Raw genomic sequence first — 23,774 nt, 5'->3', positions numbered from 1 at the left:
GGGGTCTTCTATGTCCTGTTGACGATGCGCAACGTAGCACAGTCATCACGCTGAGTGTGAAGCTTTGCGAAAGGCCGAGAGCGGGGCCGTGGTTGCTGCCACGACCCGCCCTCGGGCCCGTTGCTCAGCCGGCGGCGCCGTACTGGCTGGGAAGTCGGTCTGGCCGACTTCCCACGCAGAAGTCGTCGCCGCTTCGGCAAGACCGAAGCGGCGACGGGGCGATGAGGGCAAAGTGACGCGTGGTTGGGGTGGGCTCCCGTGTCCCCGGACATGGGAGCCCACCCCGAGCCAGGGGGGACTTGGGGGGCCGCAGGCTCAGCGCCAGGGGGCGCAGGTAGCCGTGGTCGGACGGCCTCAGCCGCGCTGGAGGAGGCGGGTGGCGCCGGTGACGACGGTGGAGGCGAGGAGCCAGCCGACCACGACCAGGCCGGCGGAGATCCACTGGCCGGTCCCGCCGGGGTTCCAGGCGCCCTGGTTGAGGTCGACGATCGGCAGCAGCCGGTCGAGGGTGTAGAGCACCGCGTTCCAGTGCGGTTTCTCGTCGGGCTTGAGCGGGTCCGGGCGGTGGGTGTCGAACCAGATGCTGCCGAGTGCCCAGGCCAGCAGCAGCCACAGGCCGGCCCGGCCGGGGCGGTAGCCATAACCGACGGTGACGTCCTGGACCAGGCCCCAGATCCGGGCAGGCAGCGGCAGGGTCTCGCGGCGGCGGCGCTGCTTGGCGTAGAGCACCTCGCGGGCGTCGTCGTCGGCGCCGTCGCGGCGCAGGGCGGCGGCGAGCTGCTCGTAGGACTCCGGCTGGAACTCCACCGAGGAGCCCTCCAGCCAGGCGATCCGCTGCTGGACGGTGAACGGTTCGACCGGGCGGAGGTTCTCGTAGACGAAGCCGGTCAGGCCCAGGTGTTTGCCGAGCGGCCAGGACTCCGGGTGGTCGACCAGGTTGCCGACCCGGGCGCGGGAGAGCGAGACGGTGCCGGTGGGCCGGAAACCACAGGTGAAGCGGAGCTCGGGGGTGTGGATGCGGCGCAGCGAGAGCTCGTCGTCGCCCTCCAGGTGGAATTCTCCGGATATCAGGCAGGCGGCGTCGAAGCGGGCGTCCGAGAGCCGTACCTGGCCGAAGGCGCGGAAGGGGGTGCTGGCGGAGCCGGGCTGGGGGTTCTCGCCGTAGCCGGAGCCGTAGTAGCTGCGCGAGCCGGCCCAGCCGTCGTCGGCGGAGCTGGTCAGGTAGAGCGTGTGGCCGACGACGATCCGGACCGCGTTGAGGCAGACCCGGTTCTGCGGGTCGGCGCGCAACTGGGCGCCGCGGAGCGAGAAGCGGCCGCCTATTCGGGCGGTGCGGACGCTCAACTCGCCGTGCACCTCGACGCGTTCGGCCTCGAAGTCCTGGTGGACGGTCATCCCGTCGGCGGACACCGCCCGGCCGTAGCGGTCGGCGCCGATGTGGGCGAGGTTGAGCAGCAGGTCGGTGCCGATCTTGGCGTCGGTGAGCCGGATGCCCTCGGGGATCCGGCAGCGGGCCAGATGGAGGTCGCCGGTGGTGGAGAGCCGGGAGGCCTCGATCCGGGGGATCAGGCAGTCGACCATGCGCACGGTGGTGGCGGAGGCCTCCGAGACGAGGATCTTGTGCTCGAAGCGGCAGCCGCGCAGTTCGACGTACCGCTCGATGTGGCCGCCGGCCAGGTTGAGCGAGCCGGTGACGTTCACCCCGCTCATCCGCAGCGAGGCGACACGCCCGGCGGTGGGCTGCGGGCCGGCCAGCAGCAGGTGGGCGAGCACCTCGGCGCTGACCGTCCGGCCGGGCCCCCAGGGGGCGTCCCCGAAGGGGTCGTCGATGTCGTCCCGGCCACAGCGACGGTCGAAGACCTCGCCCTCGCGGAAGGCCGCCCAGAGCGCCCGTTCCGTGTCGGTCCAGCTCTCCGGAGCGCTTTCCGCCATGTTTTCCCCGTCCCCCCGGTCGTCTCGCCTTTCGTATCACGGACTGAAATGCGGGACCACCTGTTCCGGCCACTCCTTACACTGGGTGGCGTGATCTCTCGAATCGACCTCCGCGGCTCGCTGGACGACCCGCGTGACCTGCTGCCCCGTGCCGAGTTCGACGTGGCGGCCGCCCTGGAGAAGGTGCGGCCGATCGCCGAGGACGTACGCCATCGCGGGGTCGCGGCGCTGATCGAGATCACCGAGCGCTTCGACGGCGTCCGGCTGGAGTCCACCCGCGTCCCGGCCGAGCAGCTGACCGCCGCCCTGGAGACGCTGGACCCGCGGGTGCGGGCCGCGCTGGAGGAGTCGATCCGCCGGGCCCGGGCCGTGCACGCCGACCAGCGCCGCACCGGGCACACCACCCAGGTGGTGCCGGGGGGCACGGTCACCCAGCGCTGGGTGCCGGTCGAGCGGGTCGGCCTGTACGTGCCGGGCGGCCTGGCGGTCTACCCGTCCTCCGTGGTGATGAACGTGGTGCCGGCCCAGGAGGCGGGCGTCAAGGGCATCGCGGTCACGTCGCCGCCGCAGAAGGAGTTCGGGGGGCGCGTCCACCCGACGATCCTGGCGGCCTGCGCCCTGCTCGGCGTGGACGAGGTCTACTCCGTCGGCGGCGCCCAGGCGGTGGCGATGTTCGCCCTCGGTACCGAGGAGTGCGCGCCGGTGAACATGGTCACCGGCCCGGGCAACATCTACGTGGCCGCCGCCAAGCGCTACTTCGCCGGGCGGATCGGCATCGACTCCGAGGCCGGCCCGACCGAGATCGCCGTCCTCGCCGACGACAGCGCGCTGGCGAGCGACGTCGCCGCCGACCTGATCAGCCAGGCCGAGCACGGCCCGACCTCCGGTTCGGTGCTGGTCACCGACTCCCCGGAGCTGGCCGACGCGGTCGAGGCCGAGCTGGCCGTGCAGGTCGCGAGGACCAAGCACAGCGAGCGGGTGGCCGAGGCGCTGGGCGGCCCGCAGTCCGGCATCATCCTGGTCGACGACCTGACCCAGGGCCTCGCCGTGGTCAACGCCTACGCGGCCGAGCACCTGGAGATCCAGACCCGCGACCCGCACGCCGTGGCGGCCCGCGTCGTCAACGCCGGCGCGATCTTCATCGGCCGCTGGACCCCGGTCTCGCTGGGCGACTACGCGGCCGGCTCCAACCACGTGCTGCCGACCGGCGGCTGCGCCTGCCACTCCTCCGGACTGTCGGTGCAGACCTTCCTGCGCGGCGTCCAGGTCGTCGAGTACGACCGGGAGGCGCTGGCGGAGGTCGCCCCGCACGTCGTCACCCTGGCCGACGCCGAGGACCTCCCCGGTCACGGTGACGCCGTCAAGGCTCGCTTCGATTGGACGGTTCCCGGCTCGTGACCGCTATCGACGACCTGCCGATCCGGGACGAGCTGCGCGGCCAGTCCCCGTACGGCGCACCGCAGTTGGACGTCCCGGTCCAGCTGAACACCAACGAGAACCCGTACCCGCTGCCCGAGGAACTGGTCGCCCGGATCGCCGAGCGGGTCGCCGTGGCCGCCCGCGGGCTGAACCGCTACCCCGACCGGGACGCGGTCGAGCTGCGCGAGGGCCTGGCCGCCTACCTCACCCGCACCACCGGCCACCCGGTCGCGCGCGAGCAGGTGTGGGCCGCCAACGGCTCCAACGAAGTCCTCCAGCAGCTGCTGCAGACCTTCGGCGGCCCCGGCCGCACCGCCCTCGGCTTCGAGCCCTCGTACTCGATGCACGCGCTGATCTCCCGCGGCACCGGCACCGCCTGGATCTCCGGTCCGCGCAACGACGACTTCACCATCGACGTGGACGCCGCGCTCGCCGCCATCGCCGAGCACCGGCCCAACGTGGTGTTCGTCTGCTCGCCCAACAACCCGACCGGCACGGCGGTGTCCGCCGACACCGTGCTGCGGCTGTACGAGGCCGCGCAGGCCGCCCGCCCCAGCCTGGTGGTGGTGGACGAGGCCTACGTCGAGTTCTCGCACCGCGCCTCGCTGCTGCCGCTGATCGAGGGCCGCCCCAACCTGGTGGTCAGCCGCACCATGTCCAAGGCCTTCGGCGCCGCCGGGCTGCGCCTGGGCTACCTGGCCGCCGACGCGGCCGTGGTGGACGCCGTCCAGCTGGTGCGCCTGCCGTACCACCTGTCGGCCGTCACCCAGGCCACCGCGCTGGCCTGCCTGGAGCACACCGACACCCTGCTCGGGTACGTCGGCCGGCTCAAGCAGGAGCGCGACCGGCTGGTGGACGCGCTGCGCGCGATGGGCCTGGAGGTGACCGACTCGGACGCCAACTTCGTCCAGTTCGGCCGCTTCGCCGACGCCCACGCCGCCTGGCAGGCCATCCTCGACCAGGGTGTCCTGGTCCGGGACAACGGCGTCCCAGGGTGGCTGCGCGTCACCGCCGGCACGCCCGCCGAGAACGACGCCTTCCTGGACGCCGTCCGAACCGCCCTCCCTCCCTCCTTGCCCGCCATCGGCCAGGAGGGGCCCAGGCCCACCCCCACCCTTGATCGAGCTCGCTCCGCGCGCGCTGCCAGTCAGGAGCTGTAACCCCGTATGTCCCGCATCGGACGCGTCGAGCGCACCACCAAGGAAACCTCCGTCCTGGTCGAGATAGACCTCGACGGCACCGGCAAGACCGACATCTCCACCGGCGTCGGGTTCTACGACCACATGCTCGACCAGCTCGGCCGCCACGGTCTGTTCGACCTCACCGTCAAGACCGACGGCGACCTGCACATCGACACCCACCACACGATCGAGGACACCGCCCTCGCGCTCGGCGCCGCCTTCAAGCAGGCGCTCGGCGACAAGGTGGGCATCTACCGCTTCGGCAACTGCACCGTGCCGCTGGACGAGTCGCTCGCCCAGGTCACCGTGGACCTCTCCGGCCGGCCCTACCTGGTGCACACCGAGCCCGAGGGCATGGCGCCGATGATCGGCAGCTACGACACCACGATGACCCGGCACATCCTGGAGTCCTTCGTGGCCCAGGCCCAGGTCGCCCTGCACGTGCACGTCCCGTACGGGCGCAACGCGCACCACATCGTGGAGTGCCAGTTCAAGGCGCTGGCCCGGGCGCTGCGCTACGCCGCCGAACGCGACCCGCGTGCGGCCGGAATCCTCCCCTCGACCAAGGGTGCGCTGTGAGCAAGTCCACGATGATCCTCCTCTTCGTCGGCCTCTTCCTGGCCGGCGGAGTGATCTCCTTCTGGAAGCAGAAGCTGCCGAAGGGCGTCATCCTGGTGCTGGCCATCGGGTCCGTGATGTGCCTGGCCTCCGGCCTCATGCGCCTGTAGACCGCCCGGCCCTGTAGAGAGACTGGACACCTGAACATGGGCAAGAACGTCGTCGTCCTCGACTACGGCTCCGGCAACCTCCGCTCCGCGCAGCGCGCCCTGGAGCGGACCGGGGCGAACGTCACGGTCAGCTCCGACTACGACACCGCGATGGCCGCGGACGGCCTGCTCGTCCCCGGCGTGGGCGCCTTCGAGGCCTGCATGCGCGGGCTGAAGTCGGTCCGCGGCGACTGGATCATCGGCCGCCGGCTGTCCGGGGGCCGCCCGGTCATGGGCATCTGCGTCGGCATGCAGATCCTCTTCGAGAAGGGCGTCGAGCACGGCGTCGAGACCCCCGGCTGCGACGAGTGGCCCGGCACCGTCGAGCCGCTGGACGCCCCGGTCGTCCCGCACATGGGCTGGAACACGGTGGACGTGCCCGAGGGCAGCCGGATGTTCGCCGGACTGGACCCGGAGACCCGCTTCTACTTCGTGCACTCCTACGGAGTGCGGCACTGGGAGCTGGAGACCCACAGCGCCCGGATCAACCCGCCGCTGGTCACCTGGGCCACCCACGGGCAGCCGTTCGTCGCCGCCGTCGAGAACGGCCCGCTGTGGGCCACCCAGTTCCACCCCGAGAAGTCCGGCGACGCCGGCGCCGCCCTGCTGACCAACTGGGTCAACACCCTCTGACCGTCTGAGAGTTGCAACTGATGAGCCTGAACAGCCGCCTGGAACTGCTGCCCGCCGTCGACGTCCGGGACGGCCAGGCCGTCCGCCTGGTCAAGGGCGCCTCCGGCACCGAGACCTCCTTCGGCGAGCCGCTGGCCGCCGCCCTCGCCTGGCAGAACGCCGGCGCCGAGTGGCTGCACCTGGTCGACCTGGACGCCGCCTTCGGCACCGGCAGCAACTACGAGCTGCTGCGCGAGGTCACCGGGCAGCTGGACATCAAGGTCGAGCTCTCCGGCGGCATCCGCGACGACGAGTCGCTCGCCCGCGCGCTCGCCACCGGCTGCACCCGGGTCAACCTCGGCACCGCCGCCCTGGAGGCCCCCGAGTGGGTCGCCAAGGCCATCGCCGAGCACGGCGACAAGATCGCCGTCGGCCTGGACGTGGTCGGCACCACCCTGCGCGGCCGCGGCTGGACCCGTGACGGCGGGCAGCTCTTCGACGTGCTGGAACGGCTGAACCAGGAGGGCTGCGCCCGCTACGTCGTCACCGACGTCAACCGCGACGGCACCCTGACCGGCCCCAACCTGCAGCTGCTGCGCGACGTCTGCGGCGCCACCGACCGCCCGGTGGTCGCCTCCGGCGGCGTCTCCTCGCTGGACGACCTGCGCGCCATCGCCACTCTGGCCGGCGAGGGTGTCGAGGGCGCCATTGTGGGCAAGGCACTGTACGAGCAGAAGTTCACCCTCGAAGAGGCCCTGGAGGCGGTTTCCGGATGACAGATGGTCGGATCGTACGCGGCCGGATCGCCGGTTTCTCCCCCTGGGAGGAGGAGTTCGGCTACTCCCGGGCGGTCGCCGCGGGCGACCACGTGCACGTGGCCGGCTCCACCGCCTGGGTGGACGGCCGGATCGAGCACGAGGGCGACCCGTACCGGCAGACCCTCGCCGCCTTCGGCGTCGGGCTCCGGGCCCTGGCCGCGTACGGTCTGACCGCGGACGACGTGGTCCGCACCCGGATGTACATCACCCACGTCCGCGACGCCGAGGAGGTGGGCCGCGCCCACCGCGAACTCTTCGTCGCCGCACGCCCGGTGGCCACCATGGTGGTGGTCGACGGGCTGATCGACTCCCGGATGATGGTCGAGGTCGAGATCGACGCGTACCGCACCGGGCTGGCAAAGACCCTGGAAGCCCCGGAAGGCAATCAGCCGTGACCCTTGCAGTACGTGTCATCCCCTGCCTGGACGTCGACGCGGGGCGGGTGGTCAAGGGCGTCAACTTCCAGAACCTGCGCGACGCCGGCGATCCGGTCGAGATGGCCAAGCTCTACGACGCCGAGGGCGCCGACGAGCTGACCTTCCTCGACATCACCGCCTCCTCCGGCGACCGCGAGACCACCTACGACGTGGTCCGCCGCACCGCCGAGCAGGTGTTCATCCCGCTCACCGTCGGCGGCGGCATCCGGGCCGCCGAGGACGTGAACAAGCTGCTGCGGGCCGGCGCGGACAAGGTCGGCGTCAACACCGCGGCCATCGCCCGGCCCGAGCTGATCCGCGAGATCGCCCAGCGGTTCGGGCGGCAGGTGCTGGTGCTGTCGGTCGACGCCCGGCGCTGCCCCGAGGGCACGGAGACCGCCTCGGGCTACGAGGTCACCACCCACGGCGGGCGCCGGGGCACCGGCCTGGACGCCGTCGAATGGGCGGGCCGCGCGGCCGAGTTGGGGGCGGGCGAGATCCTGCTCAACTCGATGGACGCGGACGGCACCAAGGACGGCTACGACCTGGAGATGATCCGGGCCGTCCGCAAGGCGGTCTCGGTGCCGGTGATCGCCTCCGGCGGGGCGGGCAAGCTCGGCGACTTCGCCCCGGCCGTCGAGGCGGGCGCGGACGCGGTGCTGGCGGCCAGTGTCTTCCACTTCGGGGACCTGCGGATCGGCGAGGTCAAGAACGCGCTGCGGGAGGCCGGTCACCCGGTCCGGTGAGTCGGTTCCGGTGAGTTGGTTCCGGTAACTCGGTTCCGGTGAGTCGGTTCCCGCGTCGAGGGCCCGCCGCTTCCGCGGCGGGCCCTTTTGCCGTGGTTCAGGACTCCTGCGGCTCACCCTTGATCAGCGCGAACGGGGCGCCGTTCGGGTCCGCCAGCCAGGCGATCCGGCCGACGTTCTCCACGTCCTCGGCCGGCATCAGCACCGAACCGCCGGTCGCCGTCGCCTTGTCGACCAGCGCGTCCACGTCGGCGGCCGCGAAGTACGGCGTCCAGGCGGAGGGCTGGCCCTCGGCCATCACCGGGGCGATGCCGCCGAAGCTGGTCTGCTGCTGGTCGCCGTCGGCGGTGGAGACGACCCGGTAGTTCATGCCCGGGGACGGCTCGAAGACCTCGACCCGCCAGTTGAACAGGCCCTTGTAGAAGGCGAAGGCGCCGTCCGGGTCCGAGGTGTGGAGCTCGGTCCAGACCAGGGTGTCGGGCTCGGAGACGGCGTCCAGCCCCCGGGTGTTCCCCGCCTGCCATAGCGCGAACTCGGCGCCCTGCGGGTCGGTGAGCGCCGCGAACCGGCCTTCCTCCATGACGTCCATCGGCGGGACGCGGACCGTGGCGCCGGAATGCTCGGCGGCCTTGACGGTGGCGTCCACGTCGGCGGTGAGGAAGTACGTGGTCCAGGCGGGCCGCGATCCGGCGTCGAGGTTGCCGAGCGCGGCGACCCGCTCGCCGTTCAGCTGCAGGAAGCCGTAGCCGCCCGCCTCGGGGACCTCCTGGAAGGTCCAGCCGAAGACCGCGCCGTAGAAGGCGGCGGTCGCGCGGATGTCCGGGCTGCCCAGGTCGATCCAGCAGGGCGAGCCGACGGGGAAGTCGGTGGTGAGCATGAGGTGGTGCTCCTTCGACGGAGAGTGACCGGGACGGTCCGTCGGGCGCTCACGCGCCGCTGCCCGGCCATCTGCGAGTCTGCACCCGGCCACTGGCATCCGCATTTCTGGAGGGCCCGGACCGCGCCGTATATCGATTGCCTCCGCTCCCACGGCTCCGTATCGTGCTGGGCAACGCGTCGACGGAGACGAGTAGCCAGGGATCACGCGAGCAGAGAGAGCCGCCGGAAGCTGGGAAGGCGGTCCGCGCCCCGAGGTGAAGACCCTCCTGAGCGCGGGGAGGAACGGCCCCACCCGGTGGGGTCCAATGCCCCGCCGGCCGGCCCCCGTCACCGGGCCCGAACGAGGCCGTCACCGCGGCGTGACGGCGAAAGTGCGGTGGTACCGCGAGTTGCCCTTCTCGCCCGCACTCCCAAGGGATCATGACGACGTCCTTCGGAGGACCGCGATGATCCACAGCCACGTACCCGTCTCCGACCTGCGAGAACACATCGGCCGTACCGTATCCGTCCGCGGCTGGGTGCACACCCTCCGCCTGCAGCGCGCGATGCAGTTCGTCGTCGTGCGGGACGGCACCGGCCTCGTGCAGGTGACCAACAGGCGGGACGGCGGGCCGCTGGAGGCCCTGATCGAAGCCCTCACCCCCGAGTCCGCCGTCAGGATCACCGGCCGCGTCGTGGACGCGGCCCAGGTCAGGCTCGGCGGCCTGGAGCTGGTGCCCGAGACGGTCGAGGTCCTCAACCCGGCCGCCACCCCGCTGCCGATCGACGACCGCACCGGCCCGGAGCAGCGCCTCGACTGGCGCTACCTGGACGTGCGCCGCCGCCCGGCCGCCCGGTTGCTCTTCGCCGTGCAGACCACCCTGGAGCAGGGCATGCGCGAGTACGCCTACGCGCAGGGCGCCACCGAGATGCACACCCCCAAGCTCATGGGCACCGCCTCGGAGTCCGGCGCGGAGGTCTTCGAGCTCGGCTACTTCGGCCGCAGCGCCTACCTCGCGCAGTCGCCCCAGTTCTTCAAGCAGATGGCCGTCGCGGCCGGCATCGAGAAGGTCTTCGAGATCGGGCCGGTCTTCCGCGCCGAGCCCTCGTTCACCTCGCGCCACGCCACCGAGTTCACCGGCGTCGACGTCGAACTGGCCTGGATCGACGGCGTCGAGGACGTGATGGCCTTCGAGGAGCGGATGCTCGCTCACGCGATCGCCAAGGTCGCGGACCTGCACGGCGAGGCCGTCGCCGAGCACTTCGGCGTCCGGATCACCGTCCCCACGACGCCCTTCCCCCGCATCACCATGGCGGAGGCCCAGGAGATCCTGCGCAGCGCGGGCTGGGACCCGTCGGGGACGAAGGAGGACCTGGACCCGGAGGGCGAGCGCTCCGTGTCGGCCCACATGAGGGAGGCCACCGGGCACGAGTTCGTGTTCATCACCCACTACCCGGTCGGCCTCCGGCCCTTCTACCACATGCGCGCCGCCGACGACCCGGGCCTGACCCTGAGCTTCGACCTGCTCTGGAACGGCCTGGAGGTCACCACCGGTGCCCAGCGCGAACACCGCTACGACGTCCTGCTGGCGCAGGCCGCCGAGAAGGGCCTGCGCCCGGAGCCCATGCAGGACTACCTCAACGCCTTCCGCCACGGCTGTCCGCCGCACGGGGGCCTCGGCATGGGTCTCGCCAGGGTGCTGATGGTCCTGCTCGGCCTGGGCTCGATCCGGGAGGCCACCTTCCTCTTCCGCGGCCCCAACCGGCTCACGCCGTAGGCGGGTCGTGGTCGTGCCCGGCGCAGGAAGTCGGCCGGCCGACTTCCTGCGCCGGGACCTCACGGCAGGGGCAGGACGTGGCGGAGCGCTTCGACGGCGTCCGGAGATCCGTCGACGGTGAGGGTGGTGCGGGCGCCGCGGCCGTAGGTGAAGAGGACGAGTTCGGCCGGTTCGCCGGTGAGGCGGACGGTGCGGGCGCCGGCGGGCCCGACGGTGACGGACTGCCCGTCGGGGCGGGCGAGGGTGAGGCGGACGGGGGAGTGGCGGCCGGCCTCGAAGCGGGCGAGGAGGGGAAGGCGGCGCCAGAGGGCCTCGGAGCGGCCGGGCGGGACGGGCCGGGCGGTCCAGTCGTCGCCGGCCCGGGCGACGTCCTCGGCGTGGACGAAGTACTCGACGGTGTTGGCCGCTTCGTCGGCTCCGGGGAGGGCGAAGAGGGAGTGGACCGGCGGGCCGGCGCGGAAGAGCCGGACCAGTTCCTCGTACGGACGCGCGGCGTAGCCGTCCTGCACGCGCCGGGTCCAGCCGGCCAGGGCGCCGACCCGGATCCCGGGCGCCGCGTCGGGGCGGCGCTCGCGGATCACCAGGTGGGCGGCGAGGTCCCGGGTGGTCCACCCGGCACACAGGGTGGGCGCGTCCGGCCCGGCGGCGGTGAGGAGTTCGGCGAGGCGGTGGCGTTCGGCGAGGGCGTGGTTCGACATGACGTCAGCCTAGGGCCGCAGCTGGCCGGTGAGTTTGGGGCCGCCCTGCTTGTTGCTCGCGGTGAGGGTGCAGGTGTAGTCGCGCCAGCCCTGTTGGTAGTTGGCCATGGCGGGACCGAACTGCCGGGGGTAGTAGGACTTTCCGTCCGGCTGGTGGGCCTTGGCCGTGGTTTCGGCGTCCTTGCAGCCGTCGCGCATGGCGAGGGCGATGGGGATCTCGCCGTTGAGCCCGTCGGGGAGCTTGAGGTCGGCGATGACCTCGCCGTCGTGGGGCGTGGCGCAGGGGCGTTCCTCGGCCTTGGTGATCGCCGGGCTGAGCTGGGGATGGTCGAAGCAGGTGCCCACCGGGAAGAACGCGTACGGGGGTTGAGGCCTGGTGGGGGTGGGCGTGGGAGTCGGGGTCGGGGAGGCCGTGAGGGAGGGCGGCGGCGGGGTGGCCGCGGGCCTCGGGTCGTCCTCGGGCCAGAGCAGCACGGTGGCCACCACCGCGAGCAGCACGGCCAGGACGGCGGCGACGGTGATCACCAGGCCCCGGGTCGGACGGGAGGCGGCGGCTTCGGGCGGCTGCTGCTCGGAGGTCATGGGCTGAGGATGGCCCAGGCGGACCCGGGGTGGCAGGCGGTTGGCGGAACTGACCCCGATCGGGCTGCCGTCGCGGACTGACACAATGGCCCCATGTCCACCACACCCGCAGCTCCCGGCACCACCGCCCTCGACCCGGCGATCGCCGCCCGCCTCAGGCGCACCGAGGACGGCCTCGTCCCGGCCGTCGCGCAGCAGTACGACACCGGTGAGGTGCTGATGCTGGGCTGGATGGACGACGAGGCGCTGCACCGCACGCTGACCACCGGCCGCTGCACCTACTGGAGCCGCAGCCGCCGCGAGTACTGGGTGAAGGGGGACACCTCCGGCCACGTCCAGGCGGTCAAGTCGGTGGCCCTCGACTGCGACGGCGACACCCTGCTGGTCAAGGTCGACCAGACCGGCGCGGCCTGCCACACCGGCGACCGCACCTGCTTCGACGCCGACGTGCTCCCGCTCGGCTGACCCAAAGAACCCGCCCGAACTCCAGAAGGTGCCGCCCCGCATGGACCTCGAAGCCTTCCGCAAGCTCGCCGTCGACACCCGGGTCATCCCCGTCACCCGCAGGCTCCTCGCGGACGGCCTCACCCCGATCGGCCTCTACCGCAGCCTCGCCGAGGAGCGGCCCGGCACCTTCCTGCTGGAATCCGCCGAGCAGGGCGTCTGGTCGCGCTACTCCTTCGTCGGCGTGCGCAGCGCCGCCGTGCTGACGACCGGCCCGGACGGCGACGCCCGCTGGCTCGGCACCCCGCCGGTGGGCATCCCGACCGGGGGCGACCCGCTGGAGGTGCTGCGCGCCGCCCTGGCGGCGCTGCACACCCCGCGCCGCGCCGACGACGGCCTGCCGCCGCTGACCGGCGGCCTGGTCGGCTACCTCGGGTACGACATCGTCCGCCGCCTGGAGAAGCTGCCCGACCTCAACCCGGACGACCTCCGGCTGCCCGAGCTGACCATGCTGCTCGCCACCGACCTCGCGGTGCTCGACCACCTGGACGGCACGGTGCTGCTGATCGCCAACGCGGTCAACCACAACGACCTGGCCAGCGGCGTGGACGAGGCCTACGCGGACGCGGTGGCCCGCCTGGACGCGATGGAGGCCGGCCTGCTGAAGCCGGTCGACCCGGGCCTGGCGACCTTCACCCCGGCCGGCCCCGGCGAGGTGCACTCGCCGTTCGGCGGGGCGCCGTACCGGGCCGCCGTCGAGGAGGTCAAGGAGCGGATCCGGGCCGGCGAGGCCTTCCAGGTGGTGCCCTCGCAGCGCTTCGAGGCGCCCTGCCCGGCCTCCGCGCTGGACGTCTACCGCGTCCTGCGCACCACCAACCCCAGCCCGTACATGTACCTGTTCCGCTTCCCCGGGCCGGACGGCGGCGCCGAGGGCGGCTTCGACGTGGTCGGCTCCAGCCCGGAGGCGCTGGTCAAGGTCGCCGGCGGCGAGGCGATGCTGCACCCGATCGCCGGGACCAGGCATCGCGGCGCCACCCCGCACGAGGACGCCGCGCTGGCCGCCGAGCTGCTCGCCGACCCCAAGGAGCGGGCCGAGCACCTGATGCTGGTCGACCTCGGCCGCAACGACCTGGGGCGGGTCTGCGCGCCGGGCAGCGTCGAGGTGGTCGACTTCATGCAGATCGAGCGCTACAGCCACGTGATGCACATCGTCTCGACGGTGACCGGCAGGGTCGCCCCGGGCCGCAGCGCCTTCGACGTGCTCACCGCCTGCTTCCCGGCCGGAACCCTCTCCGGCGCGCCCAAGCCCCGGGCGATGCGGATCATCGAGGAGCTGGAGCCGACCCGGCGCGGCCTGTACGGCGGCTGCGTGGGCTACCTGGACTTCGCCGGGGACTCGGACACCGCCATCGCGATCCGCACCGCGGTGCTGCGCGACGGCAGGGCGTACGTGCAGGCGGGCGCGGGCGTGGTCGCCGACTCCGACCCCCACGGCGAGGACACCGAGTGCCGCAACAAGGCGGCTGCCGTGCTGCGGGCCGTCGCCACCGCCAATACGCTGCGGAGGCCGGAACTGTCCTGAGGCGTGAGGAGGCGGCCGGGATGGCCGAGGTGCCGTACGACGAGCTGCGCTGGGAGGTCGTGTTCGGCGCCGCGGTGCAGCTCGGGGAGCAACTGGTCGGCGAGGGCCGGGTGCTGTCCGGGGTGGTGCTCGACTTCCCGGAGGCGCCCGGCCCGCTGGCCCCGGACCTCGCGGTGCTCGCCCCCGGGGCGGTGCGCGGTGCCCGGGGCCGGTACGCCGCCTCCGCCGTGGCGGCGGTGCTGGAGGTGTCGCACCCGGGCCGGGACCACGCCTGGGTGCGGGCCTGCGCGGAGAGCGGGGTCCCGCTGTACGTGGTGGTCGACCCGGCGGCCGCGGCCTGCACCGTGCACACCGCGCCGGCGCCCGGCGGGGTGTACCGGGAGGCCGAGCGGGTGCCCTTCGGCAACGATCTGTTCCTGTCGCTGGGCGGGCGCACGGTGGTGCTGCGGACGGACGAGTTCCCCACCCCGGGTACGGCGTAGCGCGTGACCCGGGGGATAGTGGACGGGTGACCGCTGCAGACCAGACCCCCGTGCCCACGACTTCCGGCCGCCGCACCCTCGGCGTGATGCTGCTGCTGACCGTGCTGAGCGCCGTGCTGGTGCTGACCGCGGCCGGGCGGGTCTGGGCCGAGGGCCGGGCCGGCACCCTGGACGTGTCCGTCACCGGCGGCAAGATCTCCGAACTGCCCGGCGGGCTGGCCCTGGTGGGCCTGGCCGCGGCCGTCGCGGTGTTCGCGGTGCGCGGCGCCGGGCGGCTCGCCGTCGGCGCGCTGACCCTGCTGGCCGGGCTGGGCGCGGCCGCCGCCTCGGTGGCCGGGGCCTCGGACACCGCGGCGCTGGACTCCGCCGCCTCCGGCAAGCTGGCGCTGGCCGGCTCGACCGCCACCGAGGTGTCGCACACCGCCTGGCCCTGGGTCGCCCTGGCCGGCGGCCTGGTGCTGGCCGTGGCCGGGCTGATCACCCTGCGCCACGGCCGCGGCTGGCCGGCCATGGGCAGCCGCTACGAGGCGCCGACCCGCAAGGCCCCGGCGAAGGCCGACACCCCCGGCGACCTGTGGAAGGCCCTGGACCGCGGCGAGGACCCGACCGCCGTCTGAGGCCCGACCGCACGACCGGCGGGTGTGACGCGATAGACCCGCCACCCGCTTTGGGGCCCCTGTGTGTGGCCCGGCACAATGGACCCCGTCAACCCGCCGGCGGCCCCGCAGGCCCGGCCGGGCCCCGAGAGCCTAGGAGCACCATCGATGTCAGCAGCTGCACACGGCCACAACCCCGCCGCCTGGACCGGCGTCATCATCTCCTTCGCCGGCTTCGGCATCGCGGGCGTCGCGATGATCCTGCCGTCGCCGCTGCTGGTCTGGGCCGGTCTGGCGGTCGTCCTCGTGGGCGGCATCGTCGGCAAGGCCATGTCGATGGCGGGCATGGGCAAGCAGGCCAGCACCAACGTCTACAAGTCGGTCGAGGAGCAGACCGCGGCGCGCAAGGCGGCCGTCGAGGCCCGCGCGACCGTCGCCGCCTGACGACGGCCGGTACTCCCGGTACGGACCTCGGACGGCCGGGGATTCGTACACCCGAACGGCGGGCGCGCCGCGCCCGCCGTTTCGTTCTGCCCGGGCCCGGCGCGGGCACAATCGGGGCGTGAACGCCGCTCCCACCACCTCCGCCCCGCCGCCCGTGCTGCGCCGGACGGGCCCGCCGCTGGCCGCGCTGGCGGCGGTGGCCGTCCCCGCCGGGTACGTCGCGGTGGTGGACCCGAACGCCCCCGGGCACTACCCCGACTGCCCCTTCCTGACCGCCACCGGCTGGTGGTGCCCCGGCTGCGGGGGCCTGCGCTGCGTCCACGCGCTGGCCCACGGGGACCTCACCGGCGCGCTGCACGACAACGCGCTGGCCGTCCTGCTGTTCGGCGTCCTGGGGGTGCTGTGGCTGCGCTGGGTCTGGGCGGCACTGACCCTCGGACCGCCGGTCAGGGTCTCGGTCGGGGCCCGGCGCTGGGCGCTGATCGGTCTGCTGGTGCTGGTCTTCGAGGTGGTGCGCAACCTGCCGATCGGGGCGGGGCTGGCGCCGCCGGTGGTCTGAACGGCCCGGCCGGTGGTTCCCGGCCCCGCCGGAAGGCGGTGGAGGGCCGGTGAAGCCGCAGTTGGGAGCCGTCGCGGGGAGTGTCCCGGTCCGCGAGACGCGGACCGGGCGGATGCGCTGCGCGTCCCGGGTGCCGATACCATCGAAGTGCCGACGGGCCCCCGCCCGTCCGGCTCGCGCTGGCGAACCAGCAGAAATGATGGGGGCTCCTGAGTGAGTGTGCTCGACTCGATCATCGAAGGGGTCCGCGAGGACCTCGCCGAGCGGCAGGACCGGGTCTCCCTGGACGAGCTCAAGGCGCTCGCGGCCAAGGCCCCGGAGGCCAAGGACGGCGTCGCCGCCCTCAAGGGCGACGGGGTCCGGGTGATCTGCGAGGTGAAGCGCTCCAGCCCGTCCAAGGGCGCGTTGGCCTCGATCGCCGATCCGGCCGCCCTGGCCCGCGACTACGCGGCCGGTGGTGCCGCCGCGATCAGCGTGCTGACCGAGCAGCGCCGCTTCGGCGGGTCGCTCGCCGACCTGGACGCGGTCCGCGCCGCGGTGGACACCCCGGTGCTGCGCAAGGACTTCATCGTCACCGCCTACCAGCTGTGGGAGGCCCGCGCCCACGGCGCCGACCTCGCGCTGCTGATCGTCGCCGCCCTGGATCAGCCGGCCCTGGTGTCGCTGATCGAGCGCGCGGAGTCGATCGGCCTGACCCCGCTGGTCGAGGTGCACGACGAGGACGAGATCAAGCGCGCGGTGGACGCCGGGGCGCGGATCATCGGCGTCAACGCCCGCAACCTGAAGACCCTGGAGGTCGATCGCAGCACGTTCGAGAACGTGGTGCACGCCATCCCGGACGGCGTCGTCAAGGTCGCCGAGTCCGGTGTGCGCGGCCCGCTGGACGTGATCAACTACGCCAACCTCGGTGCCGACGCGGTGCTGGTCGGCGAGTCGCTGGTGACCGGCAAGGACCCGCGGGCCGCGGTCGCCGACCTGGTCGCGGCCGGCGCCCACCCGGCCGTCCGGCACAAGGACTGACGCGGCCCGGATGAAGATCGCCACCCGACTCGCCCCCGGCTGCCGCCCGCGCGGCTGTCGCGCGCCCGCACGCCGGGTGCTGGGGCGCCGGGTGCGGTACGTGATCGGCTGCGAGCCGGGCCAGGTGCCGGGGCGGCGATGGCGCGTGACGCACGGCTGAACCCAGCCGACCAGACGTCACCGTCATCCATCTCCGCAAGGGAAACCACCATGTCCGAGAAGGACTACCTGCCCGGCGCCCAGGTGCCGGACGCCCGCGGCTACTTCGGCGCGTACGGCGGCCGCTTCATCCCCGAGGCGCTGGTCGCCGCGGTCGAACAGGTCGCCGAGGAGTACGAGAAGGCCAAGGCCGACCCGGCCTTCGCCGCCGAGCTCGACGGGCTGCTGAAGGACTACACCGGCCGCCCGAGCCCGCTGACCGACGTGCACCGCTTCTCCGCCGAGGCGGGCGGCGCGCGCATCCTGCTCAAGCGCGAGGACCTCAACCACACCGGCTCGCACAAGATCAACAACGTGCTGGGCCAGGCCCTGCTCACCAAGCGGATGGGCAAGACCCGGATCATCGCCGAGACCGGCGCCGGCCAGCACGGAGTGGCCACCGCCACCGCCTGCGCCCTGTTCGGCTTCGACTGCACCATCTACATGGGCGAGGTCGACACCGAGCGCCAGGCGCTCAACGTCGCCCGGATGCGGATGCTCGGCGCCGAGGTGATCGCCGTCAGGTCCGGCAGCCGGACGCTCAAGGACGCCATCAACGAGGCCTTCCGCGACTGGGTCGCCAACGTCGACTCCACCCACTACCTGTTCGGGACCGTCGCCGGGCCGCACCCCTTCCCGATGATGGTCCGCGACTTCCACCGGATCATCGGCGTCGAGGCCCGCCGGCAGGTGCTCGACCGCACCGGGCGGCTGCCCGACGCGGTCGTCGCGTGCGTCGGCGGCGGCTCCAACGCGATGGGGATCTTCCACGAGTTCATCCCGGACGCCGGGGTGCGGCTGATCGGCTGCGAGGCGGCCGGCGAGGGCGCCGACACTCCCAAGCACGCCGCGACCCTGACCAAGGGCGACCCGGGAGTGCTGCACGGCTCCCGCACGTACGTCCTCCAGGACGAGGACGGGCAGACCATCGAGTCGCACTCCATCTCGGCCGGGCTCGACTACCCGGGCGTCGGCCCGGAGCACGCCTGGCTGAAGGACACCGGACGGGCCGAGTACCGGCCGGTGACGGACGACGCGGCCATGCAGGCGCTGCGCCTGCTGTCCCGCACCGAGGGCATCATCCCGGCCATCGAGAGCGCCCACGCGCTCGCCGGCGCCCTGGACCTGGGCCGCGAGCTCGGGCCGGAGGCGACCATCCTGGTCTCGCTCTCCGGGCGCGGGGACAAGGACATGCACACCGCGGCCCAGTACTTCGGGCTGTACGACGAGCCGGCTGGCGACCGCGCCGAGGGGGGTAAGTGATCATGGCTTCGAAGCTCACCACCGGCAAGCTCGGTGTCCGTCTGAAGGCCGCCGAGGCCGAGGGCCGGGCCGCGCTGATCGGCTACCTCCCCGCCGGGTTCCCCACCGTCGACGGCGGGATCCGGGCGGTCGGCGCGCTGATCGAGGGCGGCTGCGACGTCGTCGAGATCGGGCTGCCGCACTCCGACCCGGTCCTGGACGGCGCCGTCATCCAGACCGCCGACGACGTCGCGCTGCGCGGCGGGGTTCGGATCAAGGACGTGCTGCGCACCGTCCAGGAGGTCGCGGCGGCTCACCCCGACACGCCGGTGCTGGTCATGACGTACTGGAACCCGGTCGACCGCTACGGGGTGGCGCGCTTCGCGGCCGACCTCGCCGCGGCCGGCGGGGCGGGCTGCATCCTGCCGGACCTGCCGGTGGAGGAGTCCGGGGAGTGGCGCACGGCGGCGGACGCGCACGGGCTGGACACCGTGTTCGTGGTCGCCCCCAGCAGCAAGGACGCGCGACTGGCCGAGGTCACCGCCGCGGGCAGCGGCTTCGTGTACGCGGCCGCGGTGATGGGCGTGACCGGCACCCGGTCGGCGGTCGGGTCGCTGGCCGAGGACCTGGTCGCCCGCACCCGGGCCACGACGGACCTGCCGGTGTGCGTCGGTCTCGGGGTCTCGAACGCGGAGCAGGCGGCGGAGGTCGCCCGGTTCGCGGACGGGGTGATCGTGGGGTCGGCGTTCGTGAAGCGGATCCTGGACGCCGGCGAGGACGAGGCGGCGGCCCTGGACGGTGTCCGGGCGCTCGCCGGTGAGCTCGCCGCCGGAGTGCGCAGGCGCTGAGGTCTGCCGGTGACGGCCCGCCACCCCTCCGGGGGTGGCGGGCCGTTCCGCTGCGCGGGCCCGGTTCCCCGCCGTCAGCTTCGGGGCGGCCCCGAACGGGTGAACACTGACGGCGACACGCATCAGGCGGGATTGACCGGCGTTGAGTGGAGGGACGAGTGCACGGACAACGTGCACGGGGGTAGCCGAGCGAGCGAAAGGGGTGAGCGCCGGTGGCGGGTCTTCATCGGGCCGTGCTGCTGCGGGCGGCGGCTGCCGCGCTGGCCCTGGGCGCCGCGGTCGGCGCGCACACCGAGGTGGGGCAGGCGCTGGCCAAGCGGGGCGCCGAGCGGGCGGAGCGGGACGCGGTGGCCTGCGCCGAGGCGGCGCGCTGGGACGCGGCCGAGCGGGCGGCCGGGGCGCAGCACGAGGGGCGGCCGGAGCTGTTCGACCCGGGGCGGCTGCCGGGCTGCCGTTGACGCAACTGTTCGAGGAAACCGGACGGAACGTCACTCATCCGGCTTAATTCCTGAATCCGGAGGAACCGCCCTTCATCCCTTACGGTTCATCAGGGAGTGAACGAGTTTCCCGACGGGGGTTCCCTGATGGCCGGCCCGGCAGCGCAGCCCGGTGAATCCGCACCGGCGCGGCGGCCGCTGCCGGCCTGGAACGAGTGGCTGGGCACGGCCGCGCGGCTCGGCCTGGCGGTGGTCTGGGGGTGGGCCGGACTGGCCAAGATCGCCGATCCGGCGGAGGCCGCCCAGGCCGTCCGGGCGTACGAGATCCTGCCCGAGGGCCTGGTCAAGCCCATCGGCTACGGGCTGCCCTTCCTGGAGCTGGCGCTCGCCCTGCTGCTGGTGACCGGGCTCGGCGTCCGGCTGGTGGCCGGGGTCTCCGCGCTGCTGCTGCTCACCTTCATCGCCGGGATCTCCTCGGCCTGGGCGCGCGGCATCTCGATCGACTGCGGCTGCTTCGGCGGCGGCGGACACGTCGACGCCTCGCAGACCGAGTACCTCCAGGAGATCCTGCGCGACGCCGGGTTCCTGCTGCTGGCCGGGTGGCTGCTGTGGCGGCCCCGCACCCGGCTCTCGGCCGACGGCTGGCTGGCGAGCTGAACCGTCCGGCCATTCCCATCCCCGCACCAGACGAAGGCCACCCGACCGTGGATGTCAACGCAATGAGCGAGAAGAACCGAGAAGGCAAGCGCACCGCCCGCGAGCGGATGCTGGAGCAGCGGGCGGTCGAGGAGGCCACCTCCCGGCGCAGGAAGAAGCTGATCGTCGGCGGGGCCGTGCTCGCGGTGATCGTCGCCGCGGCGGCCACCGGCGTCGTGGTGCAGAACCAGCGCTCCAAGCCGGAGACCCCGACCGCCGCCCCGGCCGGGACGATCGGCGACAAGAACCTGGTGGTCCCGGTCGGCGCGAGCAACGCGCCGTCCGTCCTCACGGTGTACGAGGACCCGCGCTGTCCGGCCTGCGGCATGTTCGAGCGCGAGTTCTCGGCGACCATCGACCAGCTGGAGGACGCCGGGAAGATCTACACCAACGCCCACATCGTCTCCTTCATCGACCGGTCGCTGCCGGGCAAGGGCTCCAAGAACGGCGCCAACGCGCTGGGCTGCGCCCAGGACGCCGGGCACTTCCGGGACTTCCACGACGTGCTGTACCGCAACCAGCCGGACGAGACCAACGACGCCTTCGGCAACAAGGCGGTGCTGCTCAACCTGGCGAAGCAGGTGAACGGGCTGGACACGCCCGAGTTCCAGGCCTGCGTCAACGACAACAAGTACGGCGGGTGGGTGTCGGCCGTGCAGCAGGACTTCGACAGGTCCAGCTACAAGTCGACCCCGACCGTGCTGCTCAACGGCAAGCCGATCTACCCGAAGAACGGCGACGAGGACATCACCCCGGCGAACCTGGCGAAGTGGGTGGACGCCGCCAACCAGGGCAAGCAGCTGGGCACGACGGGCTCGAACGGGCAGACCCCGGCGCCCACCGCGGCCGCCTCGGAGGCCAACAACCCGTCACCGGCGGCGGGCTGAGCCACCGCACCGCCGTCGCCCCCCTTCCGGCCGGGAGGGGGGCGACGGCGTCCGTTGTTCGGTTTCTGTGACCCCGGGGGTGCCCGAGCGGGGCGTCGGACCCTGTAGCGTCGGAACCGCCATGGATATCGCCTACATTCCCAGCCCGTCGCGGGGCGTCCTCTACCTCGGACCGATCCCGCTGCGCGCCTACGCCTTCTGCATCATCCTCGGGGTCGTCGCAGCCGTCTGGCTCGGCAGCAAGCGCTGGGTCGCCCGGGGCGGTGCCAAGCACACCGTCGGTGACATCGCCGTCTGGGCCGTGCCGTTCGGCCTGGTCGGCGGCCGGCTGTACCACGTGATCACCGACCACCAGCTGTACTTCGGCGAGGGGAAGAACCCCTGGAACGCCTTCAAGATCTGGGAGGGCGGCCTCGGGATCTGGGGCGCGGTCGCGCTGGGCGCGGTCGGCGCCTGGATCGGCTGCCGCCGCCGCGGCGTGCCGCTGCCGGCGTACGCCGACGCCATCGCGCCGGGCATCGCGCTCGCTCAGGCGATGGGCCGCTGGGGCAACTACTTCAACCAGGAGCTGTACGGGCGGCCGACCACGCTGCCCTGGGGCCTGGAGATCCACAAGGTGCTGCCCGACGGCGAGGTCGTGAGCGGGGTCTTCCACCCGACCTTCCTGTACGAGTCGATCTGGGACGTGGCCGTCGCGCTGCTGGTGATCTGGGCCGACCGGCGCTGGAAGCTGGGACACGGCCGGGCGTTCGCCCTGTACGTGGCCGCGTACACGGTGGGCCGGTTCTGGACCGAGTGGCTGCGGATCGACGAGGCGCACGTCTACTTCGGCCTGCGGCTCAACGACTGGACGTCGATCGTGGTGTTCCTCGGCGCCGTGGCGTACTTCGTGATCGTCGGGAAGAAGCGGCCCGGGCGCGAGGACCCGGCGAGCATCGACCCGGCGGCGCACGCCGAGGCGGAGCAGGCCGGGGAGAAGGCGGCCGGGGAGAAGGCGGCCGGGGAGAGGGCGGCCGCGCACGAGGCGGCCGGCGAGAAGCCCGCCGGGGGGAAGGCGAAGGGCGAGGAGCCGAGCGAGAAGGTCGACGGGGAGAAGCCGTCCCGGATCGTGGACGGCGACGGGGGCGAGGAAGCGGACCCGCAGCCGGCCGTCACGGCCTCCGCGGCCGCCGAGAAGACCGGCAAGGACGCCGGGAACCCCGTCTGAGCAGGCACTTCCGCTGACTGAGGCTGCCCTTCGCGAAGCTTGCGAAGGGCAGCCTCAGCATCGTTCGGGAAGCCTTATCTTGCTGGAAATGCCCAGGTCAGGCGGGCTACGGTCGTGGTGACGAACCAAAGACCGAGGGGAAGAACCGTGACTGCGAGCACCCTGGAAGCCGAGCCGGTCCAGCACCCGCGGATACCCGCGGCCGACCACCACCGGGACGTCAACGGCGGCTGGCTGCGGCCCGCGGTCTTCGGCGCGGTGGACGGCCTGGTGTCCAACTTCGCGCTGATGACCGGTGTGGTCGGCGGGGCGGTGTCCAACGGCACGGTGATCCTCACCGGGCTGGCGGGCCTGGCGGCCGGTGCCTGCTCGATGGCGGCGGGGGAGTACACCTCGGTGGCCTCGCAGCGGGAGCTGGTGCAGGCCGAGATCGAGGCCGAGCGGCTGGAGCTGAGCCGCAACCCGCACGGCGAGCTCGCCGAGCTGGCGCAGCTGTACGTCTCGCGCGGGGTGGACCCGGAGCTCGCCCACGAGGTGGCCCGGCAGCTGTCCCGGGACCCCGAGCTGGCGCTGGAGATCCACGCGCGGGAGGAGCTGGGGATCGACCCCGGCGACCTGCCCTCGCCGCTGGTCGCGGCCGGCTCGTCCTTCCTGTGCTTCGCGCTCGGCGCACTGCTGCCGCTGCTGCCGTACCTGCTGGGGGCCACCTCGCTGTTGCCCGCGCTGGTGCTCGCGGCGCTCGGCCTGTTCGGCTGCGGCGCGGTGGTGGCCCGGGTGACGGCGCGCAGCTGGTGGTTCAGCGGGCTGCGGCAGCTGGTGCTGGGCGGGGCCGCGGCCGGGGTGACGTACCTTCTCGGGGTGCTGATCGGCGGGCACGTCGGGTAGCCCGCGGATGCCCGGGCGGGGCGACGGCCGGTCGACGAGACTGCATGGTTATGCCGGGCAGTGCGTGACGTTTCACACATGGACGTCGCGCGCTGCCCGGCTTCGTCTCACCATCCGGCCCTCGGAGCCGCGGAATCGCATCCGGCGGGGCCGGTCTCGGAATGGATTCCCAGGTGCCCATGATCGGCTTGTGTGGCGATCCGGTTTCGCCCCTGTTTCGGGCCGTAGGTCGTTGGGCACAATCGTCGGGACGTGCACTGTGGCACGTCCTCTTCCTCCAGCCCGCTGACCTGCGCGTCCGTCCGCCATGTGGACGGGGCATTCCGCTTCTCGGGATCCTGGGCAACCATGTAACTTGCACGACATCGCACCACCGCACCACCGCATCAGGGCCAACGTCGTCCCTACTTGCACCAACTTGCCGAAAGACGACGACGGGA

At 72.9% G+C, this 23,774-nt stretch carries 28 protein-coding genes; 24 read left to right on the top strand and 4 right to left on the bottom strand.

What is annotated here, in order from left to right; genetic code table 11:
- Nucleotides 1-354: 354 nt before the first annotated feature.
- Nucleotides 355-1,932, bottom strand: a complete 1,578-nt coding sequence (locus tag ACIRVF_RS27085; protein WP_402822927.1) for an oxidoreductase — start codon at nucleotides 1,930-1,932, stop codon at nucleotides 355-357.
- 90 nt (nucleotides 1,933-2,022) lie between these two features.
- Between ACIRVF_RS27085 and hisD the strand changes: the two genes are divergently transcribed.
- From hisD to hisF, 8 genes are read left to right on the top strand one after another with little or no spacing between them, the layout of a single operon-like run.
- On the top strand, nucleotides 2,023-3,330 hold the full coding sequence (hisD, locus tag ACIRVF_RS27080) for a histidinol dehydrogenase (protein ID WP_402822924.1): 1,308 nt from the start codon (nucleotides 2,023-2,025) through the stop codon (nucleotides 3,328-3,330).
- Nucleotides 3,327-4,511, top strand: a complete 1,185-nt coding sequence (locus ACIRVF_RS27075; RefSeq protein WP_402822921.1) for a histidinol-phosphate transaminase — start codon at nucleotides 3,327-3,329, stop codon at nucleotides 4,509-4,511. The genes hisD and ACIRVF_RS27075 overlap by 4 nt, the downstream gene beginning before the upstream one ends.
- A gap of 6 nt (nucleotides 4,512-4,517) precedes the next feature.
- Entirely contained in the window at nucleotides 4,518-5,111 is a 594-nt protein-coding gene (hisB, locus tag ACIRVF_RS27070; protein ID WP_396538710.1) for an imidazoleglycerol-phosphate dehydratase HisB, read from the top strand.
- Entirely contained in the window at nucleotides 5,108-5,260 is a 153-nt protein-coding gene (locus ACIRVF_RS27065; RefSeq protein WP_380417226.1) for a hypothetical protein, read from the top strand. The genes hisB and ACIRVF_RS27065 overlap by 4 nt, the downstream gene beginning before the upstream one ends.
- A 36-nt stretch (nucleotides 5,261-5,296) precedes the next feature.
- Nucleotides 5,297-5,932, top strand: coding sequence for an imidazole glycerol phosphate synthase subunit HisH (gene hisH / locus ACIRVF_RS27060; RefSeq protein WP_402822917.1), 636 nt, complete (start codon nucleotides 5,297-5,299; stop codon nucleotides 5,930-5,932).
- 20 nt (nucleotides 5,933-5,952) lie between these two features.
- Nucleotides 5,953-6,687, top strand: a complete 735-nt coding sequence (gene priA / locus ACIRVF_RS27055) for a bifunctional 1-(5-phosphoribosyl)-5-((5-phosphoribosylamino)methylideneamino)imidazole-4-carboxamide isomerase/phosphoribosylanthranilate isomerase PriA (protein ID WP_402822914.1) — start codon at nucleotides 5,953-5,955, stop codon at nucleotides 6,685-6,687.
- On the top strand, nucleotides 6,684-7,124 hold the full coding sequence (locus ACIRVF_RS27050) for a RidA family protein (RefSeq protein ID WP_402822911.1): 441 nt from the start codon (nucleotides 6,684-6,686) through the stop codon (nucleotides 7,122-7,124). The genes priA and ACIRVF_RS27050 overlap by 4 nt, the downstream gene beginning before the upstream one ends.
- Nucleotides 7,121-7,891: an imidazole glycerol phosphate synthase subunit HisF gene (gene hisF, locus ACIRVF_RS27045; protein WP_402822908.1), complete on the top strand. Its 771-nt coding sequence runs from the start codon at nucleotides 7,121-7,123 to the stop codon at nucleotides 7,889-7,891. The genes ACIRVF_RS27050 and hisF overlap by 4 nt, the downstream gene beginning before the upstream one ends.
- Nucleotides 7,892-7,988: 97 nt before the next feature.
- On the opposite strand, the gene ACIRVF_RS27040 is transcribed toward hisF, so the two are convergent.
- Nucleotides 7,989-8,768 carry a VOC family protein gene (locus tag ACIRVF_RS27040; protein ID WP_402822905.1) on the bottom strand — a complete coding sequence of 260 codons (780 nt, stop codon included), beginning with the start codon at nucleotides 8,766-8,768 and terminating at the stop codon, nucleotides 7,989-7,991.
- Between the two features lie 448 nt (nucleotides 8,769-9,216).
- Between ACIRVF_RS27040 and aspS the strand changes: the two genes are divergently transcribed.
- Nucleotides 9,217-10,527, top strand: a complete 1,311-nt coding sequence (gene aspS / locus ACIRVF_RS27035; RefSeq protein WP_402822902.1) for an aspartate--tRNA(Asn) ligase — start codon at nucleotides 9,217-9,219, stop codon at nucleotides 10,525-10,527.
- Nucleotides 10,528-10,586: 59 nt separating this feature from the next.
- Here aspS and ACIRVF_RS27030 read toward each other — a convergent pair whose 3' ends face one another.
- Entirely contained in the window at nucleotides 10,587-11,225 is a 639-nt protein-coding gene (locus ACIRVF_RS27030) for a TIGR03085 family metal-binding protein (protein WP_402822899.1), read from the bottom strand.
- Nucleotides 11,226-11,234: 9 nt separating this feature from the next.
- Entirely contained in the window at nucleotides 11,235-11,807 is a 573-nt protein-coding gene (locus ACIRVF_RS27025; protein ID WP_402822896.1) for a hypothetical protein, read from the bottom strand.
- Nucleotides 11,808-11,900: 93 nt separating this feature from the next.
- On the opposite strand from ACIRVF_RS27025, the gene hisI reads away from it, so the two are divergent.
- The 15 genes from hisI to ACIRVF_RS26950 all read left to right on the top strand — a co-directional run bounded on the left by hisI (nucleotide 11,901) and on the right by ACIRVF_RS26950 (nucleotide 23,334).
- Nucleotides 11,901-12,272 carry a phosphoribosyl-AMP cyclohydrolase gene (hisI, locus tag ACIRVF_RS27020; RefSeq protein ID WP_402822893.1) on the top strand — a complete coding sequence of 124 codons (372 nt, stop codon included), beginning with the start codon at nucleotides 11,901-11,903 and terminating at the stop codon, nucleotides 12,270-12,272.
- A 40-nt stretch (nucleotides 12,273-12,312) separates the two neighbouring features.
- Complete coding sequence (locus ACIRVF_RS27015; RefSeq protein ID WP_402822890.1) at nucleotides 12,313-13,833, top strand: anthranilate synthase component I; 1,521 nt, start codon at nucleotides 12,313-12,315, stop codon at nucleotides 13,831-13,833.
- A gap of 20 nt (nucleotides 13,834-13,853) precedes the next feature.
- Complete coding sequence (locus ACIRVF_RS27010; protein ID WP_402822888.1) at nucleotides 13,854-14,315, top strand: Uma2 family endonuclease; 462 nt, start codon at nucleotides 13,854-13,856, stop codon at nucleotides 14,313-14,315.
- A 26-nt stretch (nucleotides 14,316-14,341) separates the two neighbouring features.
- Nucleotides 14,342-14,932, top strand: coding sequence for a TIGR02234 family membrane protein (locus ACIRVF_RS27005; protein ID WP_402822885.1), 591 nt, complete (start codon nucleotides 14,342-14,344; stop codon nucleotides 14,930-14,932).
- A gap of 147 nt (nucleotides 14,933-15,079) precedes the next feature.
- Nucleotides 15,080-15,355 carry an HGxxPAAW family protein gene (locus ACIRVF_RS27000; protein ID WP_402822882.1) on the top strand — a complete coding sequence of 92 codons (276 nt, stop codon included), beginning with the start codon at nucleotides 15,080-15,082 and terminating at the stop codon, nucleotides 15,353-15,355.
- A 118-nt stretch (nucleotides 15,356-15,473) separates the two neighbouring features.
- Nucleotides 15,474-15,914 carry a DUF2752 domain-containing protein gene (locus ACIRVF_RS26995; RefSeq protein WP_402822879.1) on the top strand — a complete coding sequence of 147 codons (441 nt, stop codon included), beginning with the start codon at nucleotides 15,474-15,476 and terminating at the stop codon, nucleotides 15,912-15,914.
- Between the two features lie 213 nt (nucleotides 15,915-16,127).
- A complete protein-coding gene (trpC, locus tag ACIRVF_RS26990; RefSeq protein WP_402822876.1) occupies nucleotides 16,128-16,934 on the top strand; it encodes an indole-3-glycerol phosphate synthase TrpC in 807 nt (268 codons plus the stop codon).
- 10 nt (nucleotides 16,935-16,944) lie between these two features.
- Complete coding sequence (trpM, locus tag ACIRVF_RS26985; protein ID WP_167395798.1) at nucleotides 16,945-17,094, top strand: tryptophan biosynthesis modulator TrpM; 150 nt, start codon at nucleotides 16,945-16,947, stop codon at nucleotides 17,092-17,094.
- A 50-nt stretch (nucleotides 17,095-17,144) separates the two neighbouring features.
- Complete coding sequence (gene trpB, locus ACIRVF_RS26980; protein WP_402822873.1) at nucleotides 17,145-18,395, top strand: tryptophan synthase subunit beta; 1,251 nt, start codon at nucleotides 17,145-17,147, stop codon at nucleotides 18,393-18,395.
- Nucleotides 18,396-18,397: 2 nt separating this feature from the next.
- A complete protein-coding gene (gene trpA / locus ACIRVF_RS26975; RefSeq protein WP_402822870.1) occupies nucleotides 18,398-19,222 on the top strand; it encodes a tryptophan synthase subunit alpha in 825 nt (274 codons plus the stop codon).
- A gap of 212 nt (nucleotides 19,223-19,434) precedes the next feature.
- Nucleotides 19,435-19,680: a hypothetical protein gene (locus ACIRVF_RS26970; RefSeq protein WP_402822867.1), complete on the top strand. Its 246-nt coding sequence runs from the start codon at nucleotides 19,435-19,437 to the stop codon at nucleotides 19,678-19,680.
- Nucleotides 19,681-19,776: 96 nt separating this feature from the next.
- Nucleotides 19,777-20,316: a MauE/DoxX family redox-associated membrane protein gene (locus ACIRVF_RS26965; RefSeq protein ID WP_402822864.1), complete on the top strand. Its 540-nt coding sequence runs from the start codon at nucleotides 19,777-19,779 to the stop codon at nucleotides 20,314-20,316.
- A 62-nt stretch (nucleotides 20,317-20,378) separates the two neighbouring features.
- The gene (locus ACIRVF_RS26960; protein WP_402822861.1) at nucleotides 20,379-21,242 is read left to right on the top strand and encodes a DsbA family protein; all 864 of its coding nucleotides are present in this window, start codon (nucleotides 20,379-20,381) and stop codon (nucleotides 21,240-21,242) included.
- A gap of 121 nt (nucleotides 21,243-21,363) precedes the next feature.
- Nucleotides 21,364-22,449 (top strand): prolipoprotein diacylglyceryl transferase, encoded by a 1,086-nt coding sequence (gene lgt, locus ACIRVF_RS26955; protein ID WP_402822858.1) that lies wholly within the window; start codon nucleotides 21,364-21,366, stop codon nucleotides 22,447-22,449.
- A gap of 162 nt (nucleotides 22,450-22,611) precedes the next feature.
- Entirely contained in the window at nucleotides 22,612-23,334 is a 723-nt protein-coding gene (locus ACIRVF_RS26950) for a VIT1/CCC1 transporter family protein (protein ID WP_402823025.1), read from the top strand.
- Nucleotides 23,335-23,774 lie beyond the last annotated feature (440 nt).

The sequence above is a fragment of the Kitasatospora sp. NPDC101157 genome, from assembly GCF_044768255.1.
GTDB lineage: Bacteria > Actinomycetota > Actinomycetes > Streptomycetales > Streptomycetaceae > Kitasatospora.
Note: the sequence above shows the minus strand (reverse complement) of the source record. Positions and strands in the feature narration are given on the sequence as shown.